A 19,546-nucleotide genomic window follows, 5' to 3' on the forward strand; every position below is an offset into this window, starting at 1 on the left:
GAACGACTCATGTTAAAAGAAAACACCGGCTTCAAGCTGAGCTTCTTCGCTCATCATGTCGCGTGACCAGGGTGGGTCAAAAACGAGTTCAACATTCACATTTTTAACGTGCGGTACCAGAGAAACCCGATACTCAACATCACCCACTAATACCGGACCCATACCACAGCCTGGTGCGGTTAAGGTCATATCAATAGTAACGGTGCCGGAATCTTTATCAACCGCGACTTTGTAGATAAGCCCCAGCGAAACTAAGTTAATCGGAATTTCCGGGTCATAAATGGTCTCTAACGCTTCCCAGACCTGATCTTCTGAAACTTTTCCGTTTGCTGGTGGTTCAAAGTCGAGCTTTTCTGGCTTACGGCCAATCGCATCCGCATCCGTGCCGTCTATGCGCAGCATGTTACCCTGAAAGGTAACCGTATAGTTACCGCCTAAATCCTGAGTAATAGTAACAAACTCACCTTTAGGAATAACTTTAGGCTCACCCGTTGGCACGCGACGCGCTTTAACTTCACGGGTGGTGGACACCATTTTCTGCTGCATAATTTAAACTTCCGTTACTGCACGTTGAAGCTTTCGCCGCAACCGCACTCATTAACAACATTCGGGTTGTTGAATTTAACCACGCCGTTAATGCCTTCTTTTACGTAATCAATTTCGGTATTACGCACCAGTTCCAACGCATTAGAGGCAATAGCGACTTTGATGTTATCGTTAATATCGACCACTTCATCGCCGTCTTCCATCGCATCGACAGAATCAAGCACATAGGCATAACCCGTACAGCCACTTTGCTTAGTAGAAAGGCGAATTAGCTTGCCCGGTTCATCTTTTAAGCGTGACTCAAAGTAACGTACAGCGTTTTCTGTCATCGAAATTAACGAAGACGATGGTACAAATGTTTCTACAGACATGAGTCTCCTCCTGCCATTAGGCTAGCATTAAACGAGCTTTGTTGATGCCTTCGAACAGCTTATCAACCTCGTCTAGCGTATTATAAATGGTAAATGACGCGCGCGCAGTACCTGGTACCTTCAGGCGTTTCATAAGCGGTTGAGCGCAGTGGTCACCAGTACGAATGGCTATGCCTTGCTTGTCCAGCAAAAAGCCAATATCAGCAGGGTGTGCGCCCTCTAAAATAAAGCTTAGCACGCCAATTTTATTGTCGGCGTGACCAACAATGGTTAAGCCATCGGTTTGCTCTGCTAGTTGTGTTGCGCGTGCCAGTAAAGCGGTTTCGTGAGCTAAAATATCGGCCTTATTAAATTGCTGTAACCAGTTTATCGCTGCCGCCAGACCAATGGCTCCCGCGATATTTGGTGTACCAGCTTCCAGTCGGTTGGGTAATTCACCCCAGGTGGCGTCCTGGTAACTGACTGTGGCTATCATTTCGCCGCCGACTAACCATATAGGCCAGTCTTTTAAAACCTCGTAACAACCCCATAGCACGCCAATGCCGGTTGGCCCGAATAGCTTATGACCGGAAAACGCATAAAAATCACAGCCAATGTCCTGCACATCGATAGCGCCATGTGCAACACCCTGAGCACCGTCTATCATGACCAGTGCGTCTTTGGCTTTAGCGGCAGCGGTGAGTTCTTTAATTGGGTTAATGGTACCCAGCGCATTGGAAATGTGCGGCATTGAAACGAAAGCCGTGTTCTCACTCAACAGAGCGTGAAACTGCTCGGTATTCAGTGAACCGTCTTCGTTAATGGGTACGACTTTCAATGTGGCGCCAGAACGCTTACACGCCTGTTGCCAGGTTACTAGGTTCGCATGGTGCTCCATTTCGGTCACCAGCACTTCTTCACCGGGTTTTAAGCGCTGAGCAACACCATTAGCGACCAGGTTAATACCCTCGGTTGTGCCGCTGGTCCAGATAACCTCTTCTTGACGATTAGCATGTATGTAATCAGCGACGGTTTTACGTGCCGCTTCGTAGCGACGGGTGGCTTCATCAGAAAGATAATGAGCTCCGCGATGAACATTAGCGTTGCACTGAGTATAGTAATCCGTCAGCGCATCGATGACCGCTTGTGGCTTTTGCGTGGTGGCAGCGTTATCCAGATAAACCAGTGGTTTACCGTTTACCTGCCGTTGCAGTATCGGAAACTGCTCACGAATTTGTGCAACGTTCAGGCTCATTGCTTCTCCATCATACTTTCAAAGCGGGTTTTCAAAATCGGCTGCAACCAGTCGGCCAGGGCTTTATTTGGCATCTGGAAAACCATTTCCTGTACGAAACCAAAGTTGAGCATAACCAGCGCTTGTTGCCTGTCGATGCCACGCGTCAGCATGTAATACAATGCTTCTTCGTCAATTTCAGCAACCGTTGCACCGTGCGCACACTGTACATCGTCTGCGTAAATTTCCAGCTCGGGCTTAGTATTAATTTGCGCACCACGAGTCAGCAGCAGGTTACGATTATTCAGTTCGGCCAGGGTTTTTTGCGCATGGCGGTGAATATGAATGCGGCCATTAAATACTGCTTTTGCCCTGTCACCGATAATGCCGCGGGCGTTCTCTTCGGTCGTGCCGTTAGGTGAGGCATGTTCGATGGTGCTGTGCAGATCGAAGTGCTGGCGTGGAGCCAGTAAATACACGTTATTAAACTTGGCGAACGCATGCTCACCAGCGTGTTCAATGTCTACGTCCAGACGCGTTAACTGACTGCCGTAGCCAATTAGGGTGCTGTTCAGTCTGGCGTGATCGTGCAGTTTAAAGTGACTGCCGCCAATATGAATCGCTTCGCCTTCGTGCAGGGCAAAACGGTAATGCTCTAAACGCGCTTTTTCGGCTATGTCATATTCAGCAAAGACCGTATTCAGGCTGTTACCTGAGCCGCTGCCGTGCTCAATAATGGTTGCCTGCGCATTTTCACCAACACGTACCAGCGTGCGCTGATGAGACTCGATACCGGCAGACGCAAAGTTAACAATGCGAATGGGTTGTTCAACTTTAGCGCCAGCCGCAATGTCGATAACGACACCTTGCTGCGCCAATACGTCGTTTACCAGGCCAAACAAATGACGGCTGGGTTTTACTTGCGCAAAAATAGCTTCAGCGGGTTCGCTGGGCGCTGACAGCTCACTAATAGTGATGCCTTCAGGTAACTTAAGCTTGCTGATGTCGGTACTAAGCTGGCCGTCCACAAACACCAAATCCAGACTGTTTAAGCCTTCAATGACTGGTGCTTCGGCGGTCGCGTTACCGGTGCTGGATTTCAGCTCTAAATCAGCAACCGGATGCAACGAGGTATAACGCCATGCTTCGGTGCGGCGTGTCGGCCATTGCTGTTGCTTTAACGTGTCCAAGGCTTGGGCCCGGACCGGAGATAGCCAATCGTCAACGGTCGAGGCACGCTCTAAAACGTGGTTTAACCATTGACTCATGCATCTGCTCCTTCTGCTTCAGCTAACCAGGCATAACCTGAGGCTTCGACTTCTTTCGCCAGTTCAGGACCGCCACTTTTCACAATTTTGCCTTTGGACAGAATGTGCACATAGTCAGGCTCAATGTAATCGAGCAAACGTTGGTAGTGCGTAACCACGATAAAACTGCGTTTGCCGTCGCGCTGGCTGTTCACACCCTTAGCTACAACTTGTAGAGCATCGACGTCAAGCCCGGAATCAGACTCATCCAGAATTGCAATTTTTGGCTCAAGCATAATCATCTGCATAATTTCGTTACGCTTTTTCTCACCACCTGAAAAGCCTTCATTGACGCCGCGCTTTAAGAAGTCGAGCGGTAACTCAACTTGCTTGCAGGCTTCTTTGGCTTTTTTCAGAAACTCAGCTGAGCTCAAAGCGCTTTCGCCGTGAGCTTCACGCATGGCATTCACGGATTCTTTCATGAATTCCATGTTGCTTACGCCTGGAATTTCAACAGGGTATTGGAAAGCCAGAAATATACCGGCCTGGGCGCGCTCTTCTACTTCCATGTCCAGTAAGTCTTTACCGTCCATTTCAACGCTGCCGCTTTCAACTTCGTAGCCATCGCGGCCAGATAAAACGTAACCTAAAGTACTTTTTCCGGCACCGTTAGGACCCATAATGGCGTGTACTTCGCCGGGTTTTATTTCCAGATTCAGGCCTTTTAAAATTGTTGTTTCTTCCACACGTGCGTGCAGGTCTTTAATCGATAGCATGTTTTACCCCACTGAACCTTCAAGACTGATTTCAAGCAACTTACCGGCTTCCACCGCAAACTCCATTGGTAGTTCGCGGAATACCTCTTTACAGAAGCCATTTACAATCATTGAGACTGCTTTTTCAGGGTCCAGGCCTCGTTGCCGACATAAGAATAATTGATCGTCACTCACCTTAGAGGTGGTGGCTTCGTGTTCAACAATCGCAGTTGGATTGCTGCTTTCAATATATGGGAATGTGTGTGCGCCGCACTGGTCGCCAATAAGCAGCGAATCACATTCGGTAAAGTTACGCGCGCCCTCGGCACCCGGGCCCATACGAACCAGACCTCGGTAAGCGTTATTACTGCGGCCGGCGGAAATACCTTTGGAAATGATGGTGGACTTAGTGTTCTTACCTAAGTGGATCATTTTGGTGCCGGTATCGGCTTGTTGTCTGCCGCGGGTTAACGCAACTGAGTAGAATTCCCCAACGCTGTTATCGCCTTTAAGAATACAGCTTGGATACTTCCAGGTAACGGCAGAGCCTGTCTCTACCTGAGTCCAGGAGATCTTCGCGTTTTTCTCGCACAGGCCGCGTTTAGTGACAAAGTTATAGATACCGCCTTTGCCGTTTTCATCACCCGGATACCAGTTTTGCACCGTAGAGTATTTGATCTCCGCGTCATCCAGTGCAACCAGCTCAACTACGGCCGCGTGTAATTGGTTTTCGTCACGCTGTGGTGCGGTACAACCTTCCAGATAACTAACGTGACTGCCTTCTTCGGCGACAATTAAGGTACGCTCAAACTGACCGGTATTCTGTTCGTTTATGCGGAAGTAAGTTGATAGTTCCATAGGGCAGCGAACGCCTTTTGGAATATAAACAAACGAGCCATCGGTGAATACGGCGCTGTTCAGTGCGGCAAAGAAGTTATCGCCACGTGGAACTACGGTACCTAAGTATTTTTTAACCAGATCCGGGTACTTATGAAGGGCTTCGGAGATAGGGCAGAAGATAACTCCTGCTTCTTCCAGCTTCTCGCGGAATGTTGTGACCACGGATACTGAGTCGAAGACTGCATCAACAGCTACACCCGCGAGCATTTCCTGCTCATGCAGAGGAATACCCAGCTTTTCGTATGTGCGTAGCAGTTCCGGATCAACCTCGTCTAACGACTTAGGCTTGTCTTTCATACTCTTAGGTGCGGAGTAGTATGAAATTGACTGGTAATCTACCTTAGGATAATCGACGTGTGCCCAGTCAGGCTCTTCCATTTTTAACCAGGTGCGATAAGCCTTCAGACGCCACTCCAGCATCCATTCAGGCTCACCCTTAATGGCAGACAGACGGGCAATGACGTCTTCGTCCAAACCAATTGGGAAAGTTTCTGACTCTATTTCTGAAATGAAGCCTGCGTCGTATTTACGCGCAAGCGCCTGATCAATCTGTTCACTCATGATTTACCCACTCTAAAAGCTGCGGATGGGAGTTTCGCCCGTTACTGGCCGACAGTATAAAATACCTGACTAAAACACTCAACTTTATCTGCTGACCAACATTATACGGGATCACAGCCTTTTTGTCGCTTATTTCGCCGGGTAAGGTAAGCCTGTTGCTCTTTATTTTAAATGCCATAAGGTAAATTAGAATGGTTGTTACATTTTGTTACATGTTCTAAGGTGCTATGTCTTTTAGTACAAAATTTAATCATATATTGTAAAGAGCTACATCAATCGTTGTAAAAATGTAATATAAGAAGAATATAAGAAGAAAAGTACAGTAATAAAATAAGCTTTTAGGTTTAGGGAGGGCTGTTATGGGACGTTATACGCGGTTAGCTTTAATCGAACACCAAAAACGTACGCAGAACTTAGGGTTGCTTGCAGAATCCTTAGAAATATCAGTCGTCCATCGTGCATTTTCTGAACTGGTTGATCATTCACCAGAGCCCGAGACCATGGTGGCTTATTCTCTTGGATCGGAGCAGTTATCTCGTTCCCACATTACCAGTGAAATTGCTGCATTAACTAAAACCTACCCTTTATTTCTAGTTAATGCGAGAAAAGATGATGTTCGTCCTATTCAAGCCCTGAACCTTGGTGCTCGCGGTATTATTTACGAAAACGACCATTTAGACCGAGTACTGACCGCGATAAAAGTTATTAGCCAGGGAGAACTCTATTATCCGCGCTCATTGCTTTCAGATAAAATTGAAGAAATGATGCTGCGGCGGCAAGCGGATGACTCTTTTACTACCGTGTCTCAAATTAACTCCCTTACACCACAAGAGTTAAAAGTTATAGAGCTGGTTGCTACTGGTGCCCGCAATAAGGAAATTGCTGAGCACTTAAATATCAGTGCTCATACTGTGAAAACACACTTATCCTCTATTTTTCGAAAGACTGGCGCGCGTAACCGGGTAGAGTTACTAAAGTGGTCCAGTTACGCGACATCAGTTTAACGCTGGTTAACTCTCTGCACGCCAATAACCCATTTCCAGGCCTTTTTCTATTAACTCCACCAGCGCTCTTTCCATCGCTTGCTTTACCGACAATTGAACCGGTTCGTTGGTTGAATAACCGCCCTCGAATTCAGCCAGCCGGTTGAGAGATACGTAGCGAAACAGGCCTGCCCGTAGTTCTTGAGAGAACACTTTCTTATTTGCTGATACCGACACCAGCACCTGCCCACTATAAACGTCTACCGCTCGTAGGTAGACGGATACCTGATCTTCCCGGTAGAGTTCAGATGCACCAATACCAAAATACTCTGCGCCGATACCTCCGGTACTAACATTGGTGTCGTAGCTTATAATTCCGCCCTCCAGCAACAGTCTGGCCTCACTCAATGGAGGAAGTTCTTTATTGTCGCCTGAGTTATAAATTTTTCGCTCAGTTAACAGATTTTGCAGGTTTTCACGCTCCATAGGTAAGAACCAACCTGATTCCAGTAACATTTGAGTGAGCATAGAGGTTGCACCCTGAGTTACTGCGGTAGAAAAGCTGGAAACATTAGCTTGCGGTTTATACTGCCCGGTTTGATCTCTAAAGGCATAAACCGATACCGGAATACGGGTTTGGGGTAATTGTCTTTGTTTCAAAGCCGTCATTGTAGAGCTGGGCGCGTCAATTTCAGCGGGCTGTATATTGATGTCCGTCGGTTTGGGCATTAACGCGCAGCCGCTCATAACAAGTGAAGCTAGAATGAGGAAAACTTTACGCATGATTATTCTCCTCACTTATATTGAAGGCATGGTGATAACTGTCTGTTCACCACTGCCGTTATGAGTGATGTAGACAATAACGCTACCGTCTGGCTGACCAACAACTTCAACCGTGTACTCACCTGTGTCGTACAGGCCTTCAACAATTTCGCCATCTGCAATGCGGCGGGTAAGTGAATTGATGATATTACGCTCTAACGCTTCGCGGAAACGGTCAACAAAAGAGCGGTCGGAATCAGGTGCTGAATGAGCATTCTGAGTTTGTGCTTTTTGTAATAAAAAGTTCCCATTCAATGGGTTTCCACCAAAGCTCGGGTTAATAGGTTGATAGACAATTTCTGTTGCTGCGGCATTCACTGCCGTAAACAAAAAACCAATGAAGAGCCAACGTAATTTCATAATCTGCGCCTTTAAAAATTATTATCTTGTGGCGTATCAAATACAGAGTCCGCTTTTACTCGCGCGACTTCGTTAATACTGATCAAAATGGCTTTCTCGGCCATTTTTTTGACATCGTTTTGCCGTCTTCCAAAGTAGGTCTGGAATATCTTGGTTTGCTCCATCTCAACCCACAAATAGGTGCCAGCCTGAGGATAGACCTGCTCGTGAATAACAACGGTAATACCATTGGTTGAAGGGATGTCACGCCAATAGCTGGTGTAGTAAAAGAAGAAGTCTTTACCGAAACGTGAAATGGTTCGGTCCAGCACCATGCCGCCAAGCTCTATTTCGTCAGCCTGACTAACCGGAGTAAACAACAGAACGAGTAGAATGAGTTTCTTTAGCATAAAGACTAAGAAAGCGGCTGCACCTAAATGACGCAGCCGCTAACCTTACTTCTTAGTATTGAACAACAGTAGCGACGTTATAGTCGCCTTGCTGATATACGCTCATAGTGTTGCCGTCACTGGCTTGACCGCCGGTAACAACGTTGTAGTCACCTACTTGCTGAATATCAACGCTGCCATTACTACCGCCAACAATGAACGAGCCGCCATCTCCGGCGATAACGTTGCTGTTACCTTCCTGGTAGAAGCTAATAAGGTTCTCATTGCCACCGATAATGGTGTCTATTAAGTTGATATCACCTTGCTGTTCGGAATCTAACGTGTTGCCTGAGGTTGTGCCTGCATCGTAAGAGTAAGCAAGAGTGACGTTGCCATCACCAACCTGGCTAGACATGACATCGTTGTCGTCACCAACAAACACAACTTCGGCTGTGTTTGCATCACCGCGCTGACGGCTTTGGATATCGTTAGAAACGCCCTGTACAGCCACTCCGTTAAAGTTGTCATCACCACGGCTGCTGACCATAATGTCATTTTGCTCACCGTAAGATTCACCTACGGCAGTGTTGTTATCGCCAGCCTGCTCAAGTTCAACATTATGCATGTCGCCCTCGGTTGCGAACACTGCGTAGTTATTGTCTCCGCGTTGGTATGCATCAATTAGGTTGTCATTACCAATCATGCCATTCGCGGCTTCAACAACGTTTGAGTTACCTTGCTGCTGAACAACAATAAAGTTAGCTTCGCCCTGAATAGGCTGGATCAGGAATTCGTTTGCTGAACCGTCCTGAAATACATCGACAAAGTTTTCGTTACCCTCTAAATCACGAGCTATAAAAATGTTCGATGAACCATATTGTTGAGCATAAACTTCGTTGTCGTCGCCGTCCGCGCCAACAACACCTGCAACGTTACCATCACCTTCTTGTGATGCTTCGAAGGTATTGCGGTCGCCCGACGCATTGAAATAGCCTGATTCATTAAGTGAGCCAGACTGTTCACTTAAGAACAGGTTGTCACTGCCTGAAATCTGGAAGTTGCTCCAGTTGGAATCGCCTGACTGGTAAATTTCTGCTGTATTGTAGTCGCCACTGAGGTCAATGGCGGCCTCGTTTGCATCACCGGACTGCTCAGCAACTGCAGTGTTACCGTCACCCTGCAGGAAAATACTGGCCGAGTTCAAGCTGCCTTCCTGGTAAGCTGATAACCAGTTGTCATCACCGACGGCGTCGGCATTGAAAACGTTCCAGAGTCCAGACTGCTCACCTTCGACCAAGTTGAAGTCGCCGGTAACGTAAGCATAAGCTTCGTGCCAGTCGTCAAACTGCAACAGTGATGTAACGTTATCGTCACCGTACTGGTCAGCATACGCCCAGTGTGCAGCTCCGGCTTGTTCAACATACACTTCGTTACCAATTTCAACGGCGCCAGCCGATTCTTGATTAATAACAGCGATGTGGTTTTCCGCAACGGCACTACCTGCAAAGGCAATGCCTAAAGCAAGAGCGATGGCACTTTTCTTTATTAGTATTTTCGACATGATTGTTCTCCGTAATTGTTGTAATCAAAACTGCGTGATGGACATTTCAGCGGCAGAGCCGGATTGTTGGATAGTGATAGCATTGTCGTTACCCAGCTGTTGTAGCTGAATAAGATTGCTATTACCCAACTGCAGGATGATTGCTGAATTACCGCGTCCTGATTGTTCTGCAGTGACAGAATTATTGAACCCTTGCTGTTCCAGGCTAAGAGTGTTCTCAAAACCCGACTGAACCAAATACGCGTAATTTTGCTCGCCTGACTGGATAACAGAAGTGAGGTTATAAGATCCGAGTTGAGCAATTTCTGCATGGTTTGCAAGGGCCTGCCGCTCCAGTAACCCTGCTAGCGCAACAGGAATGTCTTTTGCGACTCCGGGGAGTGAGACAAAAAGCAAAACCAGTGCTGCTAAAAGTTGTTTTTTGTAAGTCAAAGCGGAACACCTTTTGTTAATAATTCCGCTAACAAGAATAGGTGGTTCAGAGAGCTGAACAATCGTATGAAAGGGGTATTTTATGTGACTTATTGATGATGTTTTTGAATTGAAATATCTTTAATTTTCATTGCCTTGATTTTTTTTAATCGCTTCCCTGCACCAAACGTCCTAGTCCTTTATTCGTATTTATGATCAGATTTCGTAAAGCTATATCTTTCGAGATATCTTTACGTCAAAAATATGCTAGTTATTTTCTAGTGCTTAAGTTTTAGGCACGACGATAACTCATAAAACAACAAGACAGAGGAAGCAAAATGGCTAATATTAAAAAGTTAGTCGTTGGTATTTCTATAGCGTTGGCCGCAGGTTCAGCTGTAGCGGCAACCGATAAGAAAGCTGATGATGATTCATTGCTGGTGATGTTTAAGCAGTCAGTGACGAAAGAACAACGTCAAGACTTAATCAAAAATGCGGGCGGCAGTTTACGCGCACTCGATGACAGTGGTCGTGATATAGCAATGCGTCATATTGCTGATGGCCGAATTGCTAAAGTTAACGTACGCAATGCAAAACAGCGTGATGCGTTAATCAAGCGTCTGTCTCAGCATCCGCTGGTTGAGGTTGCTGAGCCTAATTACGTTATTAGTATTAACGATTCAAAAGATCCCAAGTTCAATATTCTTGCTACCCCGGATGATCCTGGCTTCGGTGATATGTGGGCACTGGAAAATACGGGGCAGAGCGGAGGTACGCCGGGCGCGGACATTGATGCCCGGCCAGCCTGGGATATTACGACCGGCGACAGTAATATTGTTATTGGCGTAATCGATAGTGGTGTTGATTACACCCACCCTGATTTAGCCGGAAATATGTGGGTTAACCCGGGTGAAATCTGCGACAACGGCGAAGATGACGATGGCAACGGTGTTGTCGATGATTGCTATGGTTACTCGGCTATAACATCCAGCGGTGATCCAATGGATGAAAACGGCCATGGCACGCACGTTGCCGGAACCATTGGTGCAACATCAAACAATGGCGTGGGCGTTACCGGGGTTAACTGGGATGTGCAAATTATAGGTTGTCAGTTCCTCGATGCCGATGGTTATGGTAGTACAGCTGGCGCTATCGAGTGTATTGATTATATGGCCAATTTAAAGGTTAACCATGGGGTAAATTTGGTTGCGACTAATAACTCCTGGGGTGGCGGTGCTTATTCAGAGTCGTTAAAAACAGCCATCAGCGACAGTATTGATCAGGGTATTATGTTTGTTTCAGCGGCAGGGAACGATGGTATCGATGCAGACGTTACGGCAAGTTACCCTGGTGGGTACGATCTTGACGGTATTGTGAATGTTGCTAATACAACGCGTACCGACAGTATGTCCGGAACGTCAACCTATGGTCTGGAGTCTGTTGATTTAGGTGCTCCGGGTACTGAAATTCTTTCCACTTACTTAAATGATGGCTATGCAACGGCGAGCGGAACATCAATGGCCAGTCCACATGTTGCAGGTGTTGCTGCATTAGTCTGGTCAATTGACCCAAGCCTGACAATTGCCGAAGTGAAGCAAATTCTTATGGATTCCGGTGAGAGTATTCCTGCGTTATCGGGTAAAACGGTCTCCGGAAAGCGCCTGAATGCATTAAGTGCTTTAGAGGCTGCCGACCCTGATCCTGCTTACCGGTTAACTTTGTCTCCGGGCAGACAGGAAATTGTCGCTGGTGACAGCACAACCTTTACTCTGGATGTTGGCAGTATTGCAGATTGGTCGGGTACCGTTGATTTAAGTGTTGCGGCTGAGCCTGAACTGGATGTTTCGCTGTCCTCAAGTCAGGCTGACGAAGGAGACAGTGTCGATGTACAGGTGAATACAACCGATGAGACACAATGGGGTGAGTACAGCATCACTGTCAGTGGCTCAGATGTTGAAACGGGCGAAATTACCCGTGAAGTGAGCTCGGCTGTGTATGTTCTGCCGCAAGGTTTGTCAGACTTCTATTATGAAGACGCAGCAAATACGGATATTCCGGATGATGACAATGAGGGTATTTCGCGAGTCATTAATGTGCCTGAAACGGGTGTTGTTTTTGGTGCGGATGTGAGTGTTGATATTACTCATACCTGGCAGGGCGACCTGATTGTCAGCTTAACCTCGCCTGAAGGTACTGAGCATGTATTGCACGACCGTGCTGGTGGTAGTACTGAAGATTTAGTGCGCAGCTGGTCTGTTGATACCTTTAATGGTGAAGATATGACGGGTGACTGGACACTGACCGTTTCAGATAATGCCGGCGCTGATACAGGCACATTAAATCATTGGTCATTAACGTTAACGGCGGTGGAAGAAGATGATGGTTTGCCGGATGCGCCGGTTGCCAGCTTCGAAGCCAGTGTTGATGATTTAACCGTAACCTTTAGCAATACTTCGTCAGACAGTGACGGCGATATTGCCAGCTATTTCTGGGAGTTTGGTGACGGTAGCACATCGACTGAAGCTAACCCGGTTTACGCTTACTCTGAAGCCGGAATTTACGATGTAACATTAACGGTTACAGATGCAACTGAGCTGTCTGATAGCGTAACGCAGTCGGTTAATGTCAGCATAACGGACATTGAACTGAGTGTTTATCGTGCAACTCATTTGCGTAACGATACAACCTTAGTTGATTTACGCTGGAGCGGTGCTGCCGGAGATGTTGATCTTTACCGTGACGGTGAGTTTATCGAAACCCTGGATAATTCAGGTCGATACCGCGATCGCTTTAAGTCAGATGGTAGTGACGTAGTTTATGAACTGTGTGAAACCGGAACAGAAGCTTGTCAGTCAGCTACAGCCAGCTTCTAATGCTGAGTTGAGTTAGGCCAACAGTTGTAACGTATAAAGGGCACCAGTCGGTGCCCTTTTCTATGCTCAATTATACCTGGCGGTTAATTAAGGTTCATAGCGCGCTTCAAGATCGACGCCTGAGTATGCGCTGTAGGCAAAGACACCAATGTGCCAGCGACCTTCCTGAGGGTTGTCGATAGTGCAGACTTCTTCGTTTCCTGCATTATAAGGACGGCAGTCCCAGTTTGACTGAGTCGGCTGGCTGCCCTGACGCAGGTATAGATCCGCATCGCCGCTGCCACCAGTGATGGTTACTGTCAATGTAGACATGCCAGCCGGAACGTCCAGATAGAAGCGGTTCCACTCATTAGTGGACGCTGATAAGTCATCGACAGTGCCACCACCGCCAGATGAGCCGTCATCGCCACCATCATCGCCTCCATTATCACCGCCGTTTCCGCCGCCGGAAGCCAGTGCTACTGCCGCAGCGGCATCAACGATACCAGTACCGCAACCGTTGCAACTACCCGGGAAAGAGCGGGCTGAGTTACGCAGAATCTGCTCGATATCATCTGGTGTCGCTGCAGGATCAGCGGCTTTAATTAAAGCGGCCGCGCCTGCTACGTGAGGTGCTGCCATTGACGTGCCCTGGCTGTAGCCGTAGCTATCAGAGCCTGGTGTTGAAGTACCTGTGTTGTAAGTGGACAGCACACCGTTAGGGTCGTTAGCGCTTTGCATTGCACCGCCAGGTGCTGCAACGTCAACATTCGAACCATAATTTGAATAGTAAGCGCGATCGCCATTGCGGTCAGTAGAGGCTACGTTAACAACACCGTTACAGTTACCCGGATTGTAGTTGGTTGAGTTGTCGTTGCTGTTACCAGAAGCCACGACTACTGTAGCGCCGTTATTACGAGCGGTGTTGATTGCATTCTGGGTTGTGGTGGAGCAGGTACCGCTGCCGCCCAGACTCATGTTTAAGACATCGGCCGGGTTAGCATTAGGGCTTGTTCCCGGAACCGAACCGCCTGAGGCCCAGACAATACCGTCGGCAATATCGGCTGTGGTTCCGCCACAGCGACCAAGAACACGTACGGGTACAATTTTAGCGCCATAGGCAACGCCGGCGACACCGGTGGAGTTATTTGTTTCAGCGGCAATGGTTCCTGCAACGTGAGTACCATGCCAGCTAGAGTCTTGATCCTGAGCCGGGTAACCATTACCACAGGCTCCGGCACTGACCCAGTCGCCCGGATCTTGTGCGTCGCTGTCGCGACCGTCGCCGTCATTAGCGATAAAGCTGTCTGAAATCATGTCGTAGCCGGGTAAAATATTACCGGCCAAATCAGAGTGTGGGCGATAACCGGTATCGAGTACGGCTACAACAACGCCGCTGCCGTCTACTGAATCCCAGGCAGTTGGGGCATTCAGTCCACCAACGCTCTCATAATAATGCCACTGGTCGTCATAGTTAGGGTCGTTTGGTGTGGCAAAGTGACGGAGAATTTTATTTTCCTCTACGAATTCAACGTCGCTGTCTGCTTTAAGTGACTGAAGGTATTCTTTTGTTTCTTCCGGGCTTAAGCGGCCTTGTGCTTTTACGACGAAGTGTTGTTGTAAAGCCATGGAACGCTCAAAGGCGACACTTTTGCCGGTGCGTTTAGAAAGCACTGAGGTAAAGCCACGCATTTGTTGGGCGACAGCCGCCGCATTTGATGAAGGGTGTTCTGCCGATTGTTGTTGCATTTGCTGCACAACTTGAGAGCCATCTTTAAGCTTAACAATAAAGCTGGTTGCAGGTCCGTTTGACCGCTCTTTCAGTGATGGCTTTGCGCCATTATTGCCGTTATCAGATCCGTTCTGCGATAAGGTTTCAGCTGCTACGCTGGTGCCAGCTAATAAGCCTGACAGTGCGATAGCAATTAACGTCTTATGCTGTTTATTTTTTGTCATCATAAGATTCTCTTTGTTGTTTTTCTGTGAATTTAAATTTAGTGATAAACAGCATCACTAGATACGTAACGTTATGTTACATAAGTAGATTCTGTAGAGAATGCTTAAAAAGTAAACCTTGCTAACAGTATGGAAATATAACTAATATTATGTTTTATGGGTTTTTGTTACCCCATGTTAACGTCTTGAAAGTCAACGTTCACGTAAGTTGACGTCATTTTTAAAAATGACGAATGATTTACACAACTTTACTTATATCGTTTTGTTATATTTTTATAGCAAGACTTGATTAACAGGAGCTGCATTTTTCTTCTGACGCGTAAAAACGCGCTGATACGTCCGGGTGGGAGCGCTTTCTGCCTTTCATCACGTTTTCGCCAACGTTATGCAGCAAGGGGTTGCCCGGATCACTGGTTGGCCCCTTCGCGTGTTTTGCTAAATGGGAAGGGAGTTTTAACACCGGTACCGAAGCATTCAGCTGAGCGGCCATGAAGAATGCCGACGAATAACGAGTAACCCCAGTTTTAGGGCTGCTAACACGATGGTTAGTCGCTTTTAAATAGCCATTAGACGCCAGCTCCAGTAATTCGCCGATATTTACCACAAAAGCGCCGGGGCGCGGAGCCACCTTGTACCATTGTTGCTCGTACTCCACTTCCAGTCCGCTGTTTTCGTCTTGCAGAACTAAGGTGAGGTAGCCCGGATCCTTATGCGCACCAACACCCTGACCAGAGGCTTCTGGGCTGCCGGGGTATTTAATAAGCTTAGTATGACGGTAAGGACCGTTGCTGATGGTTTCAGCCAATGCGTCAGCCGGTTGCTCCAGGCTTTCGCATAACGCCGCCAAAAGCTGCAGAGACACTTCGGTTAGCTTGTCCTGCCAGGACAACAACTGGCTTTTTATGGCAGGCAATTGCCGAGGCCACTGGTTAGGGCCTATGAGTTTTTGCCACTCATGGTGTATAGCGGATGCAGACAGAGCAGGCAATTCGTCCATTATATCAAATTGTTCACGACGATCCGGCCGGCCTGCCGTTAACTCCGAGTAGTTTGCTGAATAGCCACGAAAGTGCGGTGAATGAATCATCTGGACCTGTTTCTTTTCTGCATCACTGAGTGCAAAAAAGCTTTTAGCGGTGTCCAGCACCTTAACTTGTTCTGCCAGTGAAATACCGTGGTCTTCCAGGTAGAAGAAGCCAACATCACGCGCCGCTCTACCAAGGTCAGCAATGAATTGCTGGCGGTCAGAGGCTCCGAGATAAAGTTTTCGCATGGATAATACAGGTATCGGGCTTTGCATAATTTACTCAACAGGTTGTTTCTGGGGCTGAGTTTACGTTGCTATGCAGCGTTAACTGAAGAATCAAAATCTTCTATGGTAGACAGCTTGGCTATATCAATAATCTGCAATTAAGCCGGTACTTATTTCTGCTAGTACTCGACCCGTAACAGCTGCCTGTGTAAAATCTTTGGGTCTTTAATTAACCAGTGAGAAATTCAGAATGGGTCGCGCCTATCAAAACCGAAAAGATTCAATTGCTAAAACGGCGAATGCAAAGAGCAAAGTCTATAGCCGTTATGGCCGTGAAATTTACGTTTGCGCCAAGCAAGGTGGTGGAGATCCTGATGGCAACCTCGCGCTTCGAGGCTTAATAGATCGGGCGAAAAAAGATCAGGTTCCTGCTCACGTTATTGAAAAAGCAATAGACAAGGCGCAGGGCGGAGCAGGAGAGGACTTTTCTCCGGCGCGTTACGAAGGTTACGGACCCAGCAACTGTATGGTTATCGTCGAGTGTTTAACCGATAACCCGAACCGTACCTTTGGCGATGTCCGGAACTGCTTTACCAAAAGTAAATCAAAAATTGGCGCTCAGGGCAGTGTTGCGCATTCGTTTGATCACTGTGCGATTTTTGCCTTCCGGCATGACAATGAAGACGAAGTGCTGGAAGCCATGATGGAAGCTGATGTTGATGTTACCGACGTCGAATTCGAAGATGGTCTGGTTACCGTATTTGCGCCAAATACCGAGTACGCGGCAGCCCGTCAGGCCTTAACTCATGCGTTTCCTGATATTGATTTTGAAGCCGACGAAATTCAGTTTTTACCTCAGGTAACGACCAGTATAGCTGAAGATGATTTACCAATGTTTGAACGTTTGATGGATATGCTGAACGATTTGGATGACGTTCAAAACATTTACCATAATGCCGAACACTAGGTTGATGCAGATCAACTCGGTTATTCAGTAAACCTTATAAACTTCAGGGGTCTTCATTAACAAGGAGTTCCCCATGAAGCTTAAAGCATTATCGTGCGGTGTATTGTTAGGCTTGCTAAGCACTTCTGCATTAGCAAATGATTTTTCTATCAACGTTGGTGCCATCTCTGTCATGCCTGATGACAGCAGTAGTCACTTGAACGTTGTTGAGTCAGTAGCTGGTTTACCAGAGAACAGTACTGGCGTTGGTGTAAACACGAATACTCAGTTAGGTTTAACTTTTGATTATAAGTTAACTGAAAACTGGACGCTTGAACTGGTTGCAGCAACACCGTTCAGCCATGATATTACGGCAACAGGTTCGTTGGCTGGGCTGAAAATAGGTAAAACCAAGCATTTGCCACCAACCTTGCTGGCGCAATATCATTTTGATATCGACAGTGAAATGTTTAAACCTTTCGTCGGTATTGGTGTTAACTACACAGCTTTCTTTGATGAGCAAGTCGACCCGCAGTTGCGCTCAACGTTAGGCGACCTGGGTGTTGTTACCGACAATGACGATGTCTCTTTAGCGCTGAAAAACAGCTGGGGCTATGCTCTGCAAGCTGGTGTAAATGTCGATTTGAGTGAAAACTGGGGTCTTCACTTCATGGTCAGCCGCATGGATATCGATACCACGGGTGATGTTCGTGTGAACGGTAATACCATTGAAAGTGTTGATGTTGATATCGACCCTTACGTTGCTATGGCCGGTGTTCGCTATAACTTCTAAAGCCTTTGCGCCGCTCGCCCCCGGGCGGCGCATTTTTAATGTGGTGAGCGTTTCGACAATTTGCGCTGTAACGTACGCCGATGCATTCCCAGTTCTCGTGCTGTCTTAGAAACATTTCCCTGATTATCCGTGAGCACTCTTTGAATATGCTCCCACTCAATTTGAGTTGGCGTTAAACGGTTTACCGAAGCGTCTTCTAACTCCAGTTTCTCATTAGTAAAGCGACGTAGTAATTCATTGGTACCCACGGGTTTCGTTAGGTAGTCCGTTGCGCCGCGCTTCATCGCCTCTACGGTTGTTGCAATACTGGCGTAGCCGGTTAGTACCACTAAGTGACAGGGGGAGTAGCGTTCTTTGAGTGGTTGAATAAGTGCCAGTCCATTGTCGTCGCCCAGCATCATATCCAGCAGAATACCGTCAAAATGACCTTCTAGCGCTAGTGCCTGATGACCCGAGTGTGCCATTTGCACCAAAACACCATGATGCCCCAGACGCCGTTGCAAAATGCCGCAGAAACCCTCATCGTCATCAATAATAAGCAGCCGGAATTTATTCATAGGCTGTTACCGGTAAAAGAACCAACGTGAGCGTGCCCTCGGAAGTGGATTGCCAGCTGACCTGACCACCAAGCCGTTCAAGTGTGGCATGGCTGATAACCGCGCCAATACCCATACCATTTTCACTTAAGGCCATTGATTTGCCTATTTTTCGTTGTTGCGCCTGGCTTAACCCATCACCATTATCGAGAATGTGGATGGTGAGCTGAGGATTCGCATCAACTAACGTCAGGTTGAGTTGCACGGATACGACCAACTGATGACTGCGCTCGCCAGCGCTAATAGCATTAATGACCAGGTTAGCGATAGCCGGGAACAGGGTGCGGTCGGCGCTAATAATGGTGGTTTTAAAGCGTTCGGGGCATTGCCAGTTGACCTGAGCATCGGGTCGGGCAATTCGCAGAAGCTGACGTAACTGAGTAATAATTTCCCCGACAGTGTAATTGTGCTGGCGCCTGGTGCGCACGTCTTCAGCAGCGTCCCGCCATTGTTCAAGGCTTGCTTCAACTTTGCCCAGGTGCTCACTAAACTCTTGTTTTAGTGACAGCTCAATATCGCATTCCTGAAGTTCTTCGTTGAGTAACCGTAACGACTGCACAGGAGTAGCAACGTCATGAGTTAACTGAGCTGCGGCTGCACCTATGGTCAAAAGCTGTTCGTCGCGCAGCTGGCGCTCACGTGCATTCTGTAATGCTTTTTCTGACTGAAACCATTGCCGCTTTAGGTAGTACATTGATAAAGCAATAATAGCCGCTGCAATCACAAAGCCGCTGACCATACCCATGGCGTGTTTCAGCATCTCGTCGCTTAAGGCATGGGCGGTGTGACTTTGCTGCCCGGGCAAAAGTGAAGGCAATCCTATTTGGGCAACTTGCCCCAGAATGCTTATCAACACAACAATCAAAGCAAAAGTTGGTGGTAACAATAAAAACGCGATGACGATAAATATCAGTAATAACGAAGTGAACGGATTACTGATACCACCATTAAAGGCAACCAAGAGGTTGCCCAGTACTATGTCCAGACATAAGGCTAAGCACAATGGCCAGGCTCTATGAGTAATAAATTTATAGGTCAGTAATGTCAGCATCG

19 protein-coding genes are annotated in these 19,546 nt (G+C 47.4%); 4 read left to right on the top strand and 15 right to left on the bottom strand.

What is annotated here, in order from left to right; all coding sequences use genetic code 11:
* Positions 1–12 precede the first annotated feature (12 nt).
* Genes sufT through sufB form a run of 6 tightly spaced genes read right to left on the bottom strand, consistent with a single transcriptional unit; the run spans position 13 to position 5,593 of the window.
* Positions 13–546, bottom strand: coding sequence for a putative Fe-S cluster assembly protein SufT (gene sufT / locus IL_RS00755; RefSeq protein ID WP_011233412.1), 534 nt, complete (start codon positions 544–546; stop codon positions 13–15).
* A 14-nt stretch (positions 547–560) separates the two neighbouring features.
* Positions 561–917 carry a HesB/IscA family protein gene (locus IL_RS00760; RefSeq protein ID WP_011233413.1) on the bottom strand — a complete coding sequence of 119 codons (357 nt, stop codon included), beginning with the start codon at positions 915–917 and terminating at the stop codon, positions 561–563.
* Positions 918–933: 16 nt separating this feature from the next.
* Positions 934–2,151: an aminotransferase class V-fold PLP-dependent enzyme gene (locus IL_RS00765; protein ID WP_011233414.1), complete on the bottom strand. Its 1,218-nt coding sequence runs from the start codon at positions 2,149–2,151 to the stop codon at positions 934–936.
* Positions 2,148–3,398, bottom strand: a complete 1,251-nt coding sequence (sufD, locus tag IL_RS00770; protein ID WP_011233415.1) for a Fe-S cluster assembly protein SufD — start codon at positions 3,396–3,398, stop codon at positions 2,148–2,150. Before sufD ends, IL_RS00765 begins: the two co-directional genes overlap by 4 nt.
* Complete coding sequence (gene sufC, locus IL_RS00775; protein WP_011233416.1) at positions 3,395–4,153, bottom strand: Fe-S cluster assembly ATPase SufC; 759 nt, start codon at positions 4,151–4,153, stop codon at positions 3,395–3,397. Before sufC ends, sufD begins: the two co-directional genes overlap by 4 nt.
* A gap of 3 nt (positions 4,154–4,156) precedes the next feature.
* The gene (sufB, locus tag IL_RS00780) at positions 4,157–5,593 is read right to left on the bottom strand and encodes a Fe-S cluster assembly protein SufB (protein WP_011233417.1); all 1,437 of its coding nucleotides are present in this window, start codon (positions 5,591–5,593) and stop codon (positions 4,157–4,159) included.
* Positions 5,594–5,952: 359 nt separating this feature from the next.
* On the opposite strand from sufB, the gene IL_RS00785 reads away from it, so the two are divergent.
* Complete coding sequence (locus IL_RS00785) at positions 5,953–6,597, top strand: response regulator transcription factor (protein WP_011233418.1); 645 nt, start codon at positions 5,953–5,955, stop codon at positions 6,595–6,597.
* 6 nt (positions 6,598–6,603) lie between these two features.
* Here the strand turns inward: IL_RS00785 and IL_RS00790 are convergent, their stop codons facing one another.
* Genes IL_RS00790 through IL_RS00810 form a run of 5 tightly spaced genes read right to left on the bottom strand, consistent with a single transcriptional unit; the run spans position 6,604 to position 10,119 of the window.
* Positions 6,604–7,362: a CsgG/HfaB family protein gene (locus tag IL_RS00790; protein WP_196803386.1), complete on the bottom strand. Its 759-nt coding sequence runs from the start codon at positions 7,360–7,362 to the stop codon at positions 6,604–6,606.
* A gap of 12 nt (positions 7,363–7,374) precedes the next feature.
* On the bottom strand, positions 7,375–7,758 hold the full coding sequence (locus IL_RS00795; RefSeq protein WP_011233420.1) for a curli assembly protein CsgF: 384 nt from the start codon (positions 7,756–7,758) through the stop codon (positions 7,375–7,377).
* An 11-nt stretch (positions 7,759–7,769) separates the two neighbouring features.
* A complete protein-coding gene (locus IL_RS00800) occupies positions 7,770–8,147 on the bottom strand; it encodes a curli production assembly/transport protein CsgE (protein ID WP_011233421.1) in 378 nt (125 codons plus the stop codon).
* Positions 8,148–8,199: 52 nt separating this feature from the next.
* Positions 8,200–9,687 (bottom strand): hypothetical protein, encoded by a 1,488-nt coding sequence (locus IL_RS00805; RefSeq protein ID WP_011233422.1) that lies wholly within the window; start codon positions 9,685–9,687, stop codon positions 8,200–8,202.
* A 24-nt stretch (positions 9,688–9,711) separates the two neighbouring features.
* A complete protein-coding gene (locus IL_RS00810; RefSeq protein WP_011233423.1) occupies positions 9,712–10,119 on the bottom strand; it encodes a minor curlin subunit CsgB, nucleation component of curlin monomers in 408 nt (135 codons plus the stop codon).
* 317 nt (positions 10,120–10,436) lie between these two features.
* On the opposite strand from IL_RS00810, the gene IL_RS00815 reads away from it, so the two are divergent.
* Positions 10,437–12,971: a S8 family serine peptidase gene (locus tag IL_RS00815; RefSeq protein WP_011233424.1), complete on the top strand. Its 2,535-nt coding sequence runs from the start codon at positions 10,437–10,439 to the stop codon at positions 12,969–12,971.
* A gap of 87 nt (positions 12,972–13,058) precedes the next feature.
* Here IL_RS00815 and IL_RS00820 read toward each other — a convergent pair whose 3' ends face one another.
* Both IL_RS00820 and IL_RS00825 read right to left on the bottom strand, forming a co-directional pair.
* A complete protein-coding gene (locus IL_RS00820) occupies positions 13,059–14,909 on the bottom strand; it encodes a S8 family peptidase (RefSeq protein WP_011233425.1) in 1,851 nt (616 codons plus the stop codon).
* 286 nt (positions 14,910–15,195) lie between these two features.
* On the bottom strand, positions 15,196–16,206 hold the full coding sequence (locus IL_RS00825; RefSeq protein ID WP_011233426.1) for an isopenicillin N synthase family dioxygenase: 1,011 nt from the start codon (positions 16,204–16,206) through the stop codon (positions 15,196–15,198).
* Positions 16,207–16,408: 202 nt separating this feature from the next.
* Between IL_RS00825 and IL_RS00830 the strand changes: the two genes are divergently transcribed.
* Positions 16,409–17,125 (top strand): YebC/PmpR family DNA-binding transcriptional regulator, encoded by a 717-nt coding sequence (locus IL_RS00830; RefSeq protein WP_011233427.1) that lies wholly within the window; start codon positions 16,409–16,411, stop codon positions 17,123–17,125.
* Between the two features lie 73 nt (positions 17,126–17,198).
* Positions 17,199–17,897: an OmpW/AlkL family protein gene (locus IL_RS00835; RefSeq protein WP_011233428.1), complete on the top strand. Its 699-nt coding sequence runs from the start codon at positions 17,199–17,201 to the stop codon at positions 17,895–17,897.
* A 35-nt stretch (positions 17,898–17,932) separates the two neighbouring features.
* Here the strand turns inward: IL_RS00835 and IL_RS00840 are convergent, their stop codons facing one another.
* Positions 17,933–18,454, bottom strand: a complete 522-nt coding sequence (locus IL_RS00840; protein ID WP_011233429.1) for a response regulator transcription factor — start codon at positions 18,452–18,454, stop codon at positions 17,933–17,935.
* Positions 18,447–19,544 carry a sensor histidine kinase gene (locus tag IL_RS00845; RefSeq protein WP_237699332.1) on the bottom strand — a complete coding sequence of 366 codons (1,098 nt, stop codon included), beginning with the start codon at positions 19,542–19,544 and terminating at the stop codon, positions 18,447–18,449. The genes IL_RS00840 and IL_RS00845 overlap by 8 nt, the downstream gene beginning before the upstream one ends.
* Positions 19,545–19,546: the final 2 nt, after the last annotated feature.

Source organism: Idiomarina loihiensis L2TR, from assembly GCF_000008465.1.
GTDB classification, from domain to species: domain Bacteria; phylum Pseudomonadota; class Gammaproteobacteria; order Enterobacterales; family Alteromonadaceae; genus Idiomarina; species Idiomarina loihiensis.

Coding starts and splice junctions, on each gene's coding strand:
- sufT (WP_011233412.1), bottom strand. CDS start 546: ATGCAGCAGAAAATGGTGTCCACCACCCGTGAAGTTAAAGCGCGTCGC.
- IL_RS00760 (WP_011233413.1), bottom strand. CDS start 917: ATGTCTGTAGAAACATTTGTACCATCGTCTTCGTTAATTTCGATGACA.
- IL_RS00765 (WP_011233414.1), bottom strand. CDS start 2,151: ATGAGCCTGAACGTTGCACAAATTCGTGAGCAGTTTCCGATACTGCAA.
- sufD (WP_011233415.1), bottom strand. CDS start 3,398: ATGAGTCAATGGTTAAACCACGTTTTAGAGCGTGCCTCGACCGTTGAC.
- sufC (WP_011233416.1), bottom strand. CDS start 4,153: ATGCTATCGATTAAAGACCTGCACGCACGTGTGGAAGAAACAACAATT.
- sufB (WP_011233417.1), bottom strand. CDS start 5,593: ATGAGTGAACAGATTGATCAGGCGCTTGCGCGTAAATACGACGCAGGC.
- IL_RS00785 (WP_011233418.1), top strand. CDS start 5,953: ATGGGACGTTATACGCGGTTAGCTTTAATCGAACACCAAAAACGTACG.
- IL_RS00795 (WP_011233420.1), bottom strand. CDS start 7,758: ATGAAATTACGTTGGCTCTTCATTGGTTTTTTGTTTACGGCAGTGAAT.
- IL_RS00800 (WP_011233421.1), bottom strand. CDS start 8,147: ATGCTAAAGAAACTCATTCTACTCGTTCTGTTGTTTACTCCGGTTAGT.
- IL_RS00805 (WP_011233422.1), bottom strand. CDS start 9,687: ATGTCGAAAATACTAATAAAGAAAAGTGCCATCGCTCTTGCTTTAGGC.
- IL_RS00815 (WP_011233424.1), top strand. CDS start 10,437: ATGGCTAATATTAAAAAGTTAGTCGTTGGTATTTCTATAGCGTTGGCC.
- IL_RS00820 (WP_011233425.1), bottom strand. CDS start 14,909: ATGATGACAAAAAATAAACAGCATAAGACGTTAATTGCTATCGCACTG.
- IL_RS00825 (WP_011233426.1), bottom strand. CDS start 16,206: ATGCAAAGCCCGATACCTGTATTATCCATGCGAAAACTTTATCTCGGA.
- IL_RS00830 (WP_011233427.1), top strand. CDS start 16,409: ATGGGTCGCGCCTATCAAAACCGAAAAGATTCAATTGCTAAAACGGCG.
- IL_RS00835 (WP_011233428.1), top strand. CDS start 17,199: ATGAAGCTTAAAGCATTATCGTGCGGTGTATTGTTAGGCTTGCTAAGC.
- IL_RS00840 (WP_011233429.1), bottom strand. CDS start 18,454: ATGAATAAATTCCGGCTGCTTATTATTGATGACGATGAGGGTTTCTGC.
- IL_RS00845 (WP_237699332.1), bottom strand. CDS start 19,544: ATGCTGACATTACTGACCTATAAATTTATTACTCATAGAGCCTGGCCA.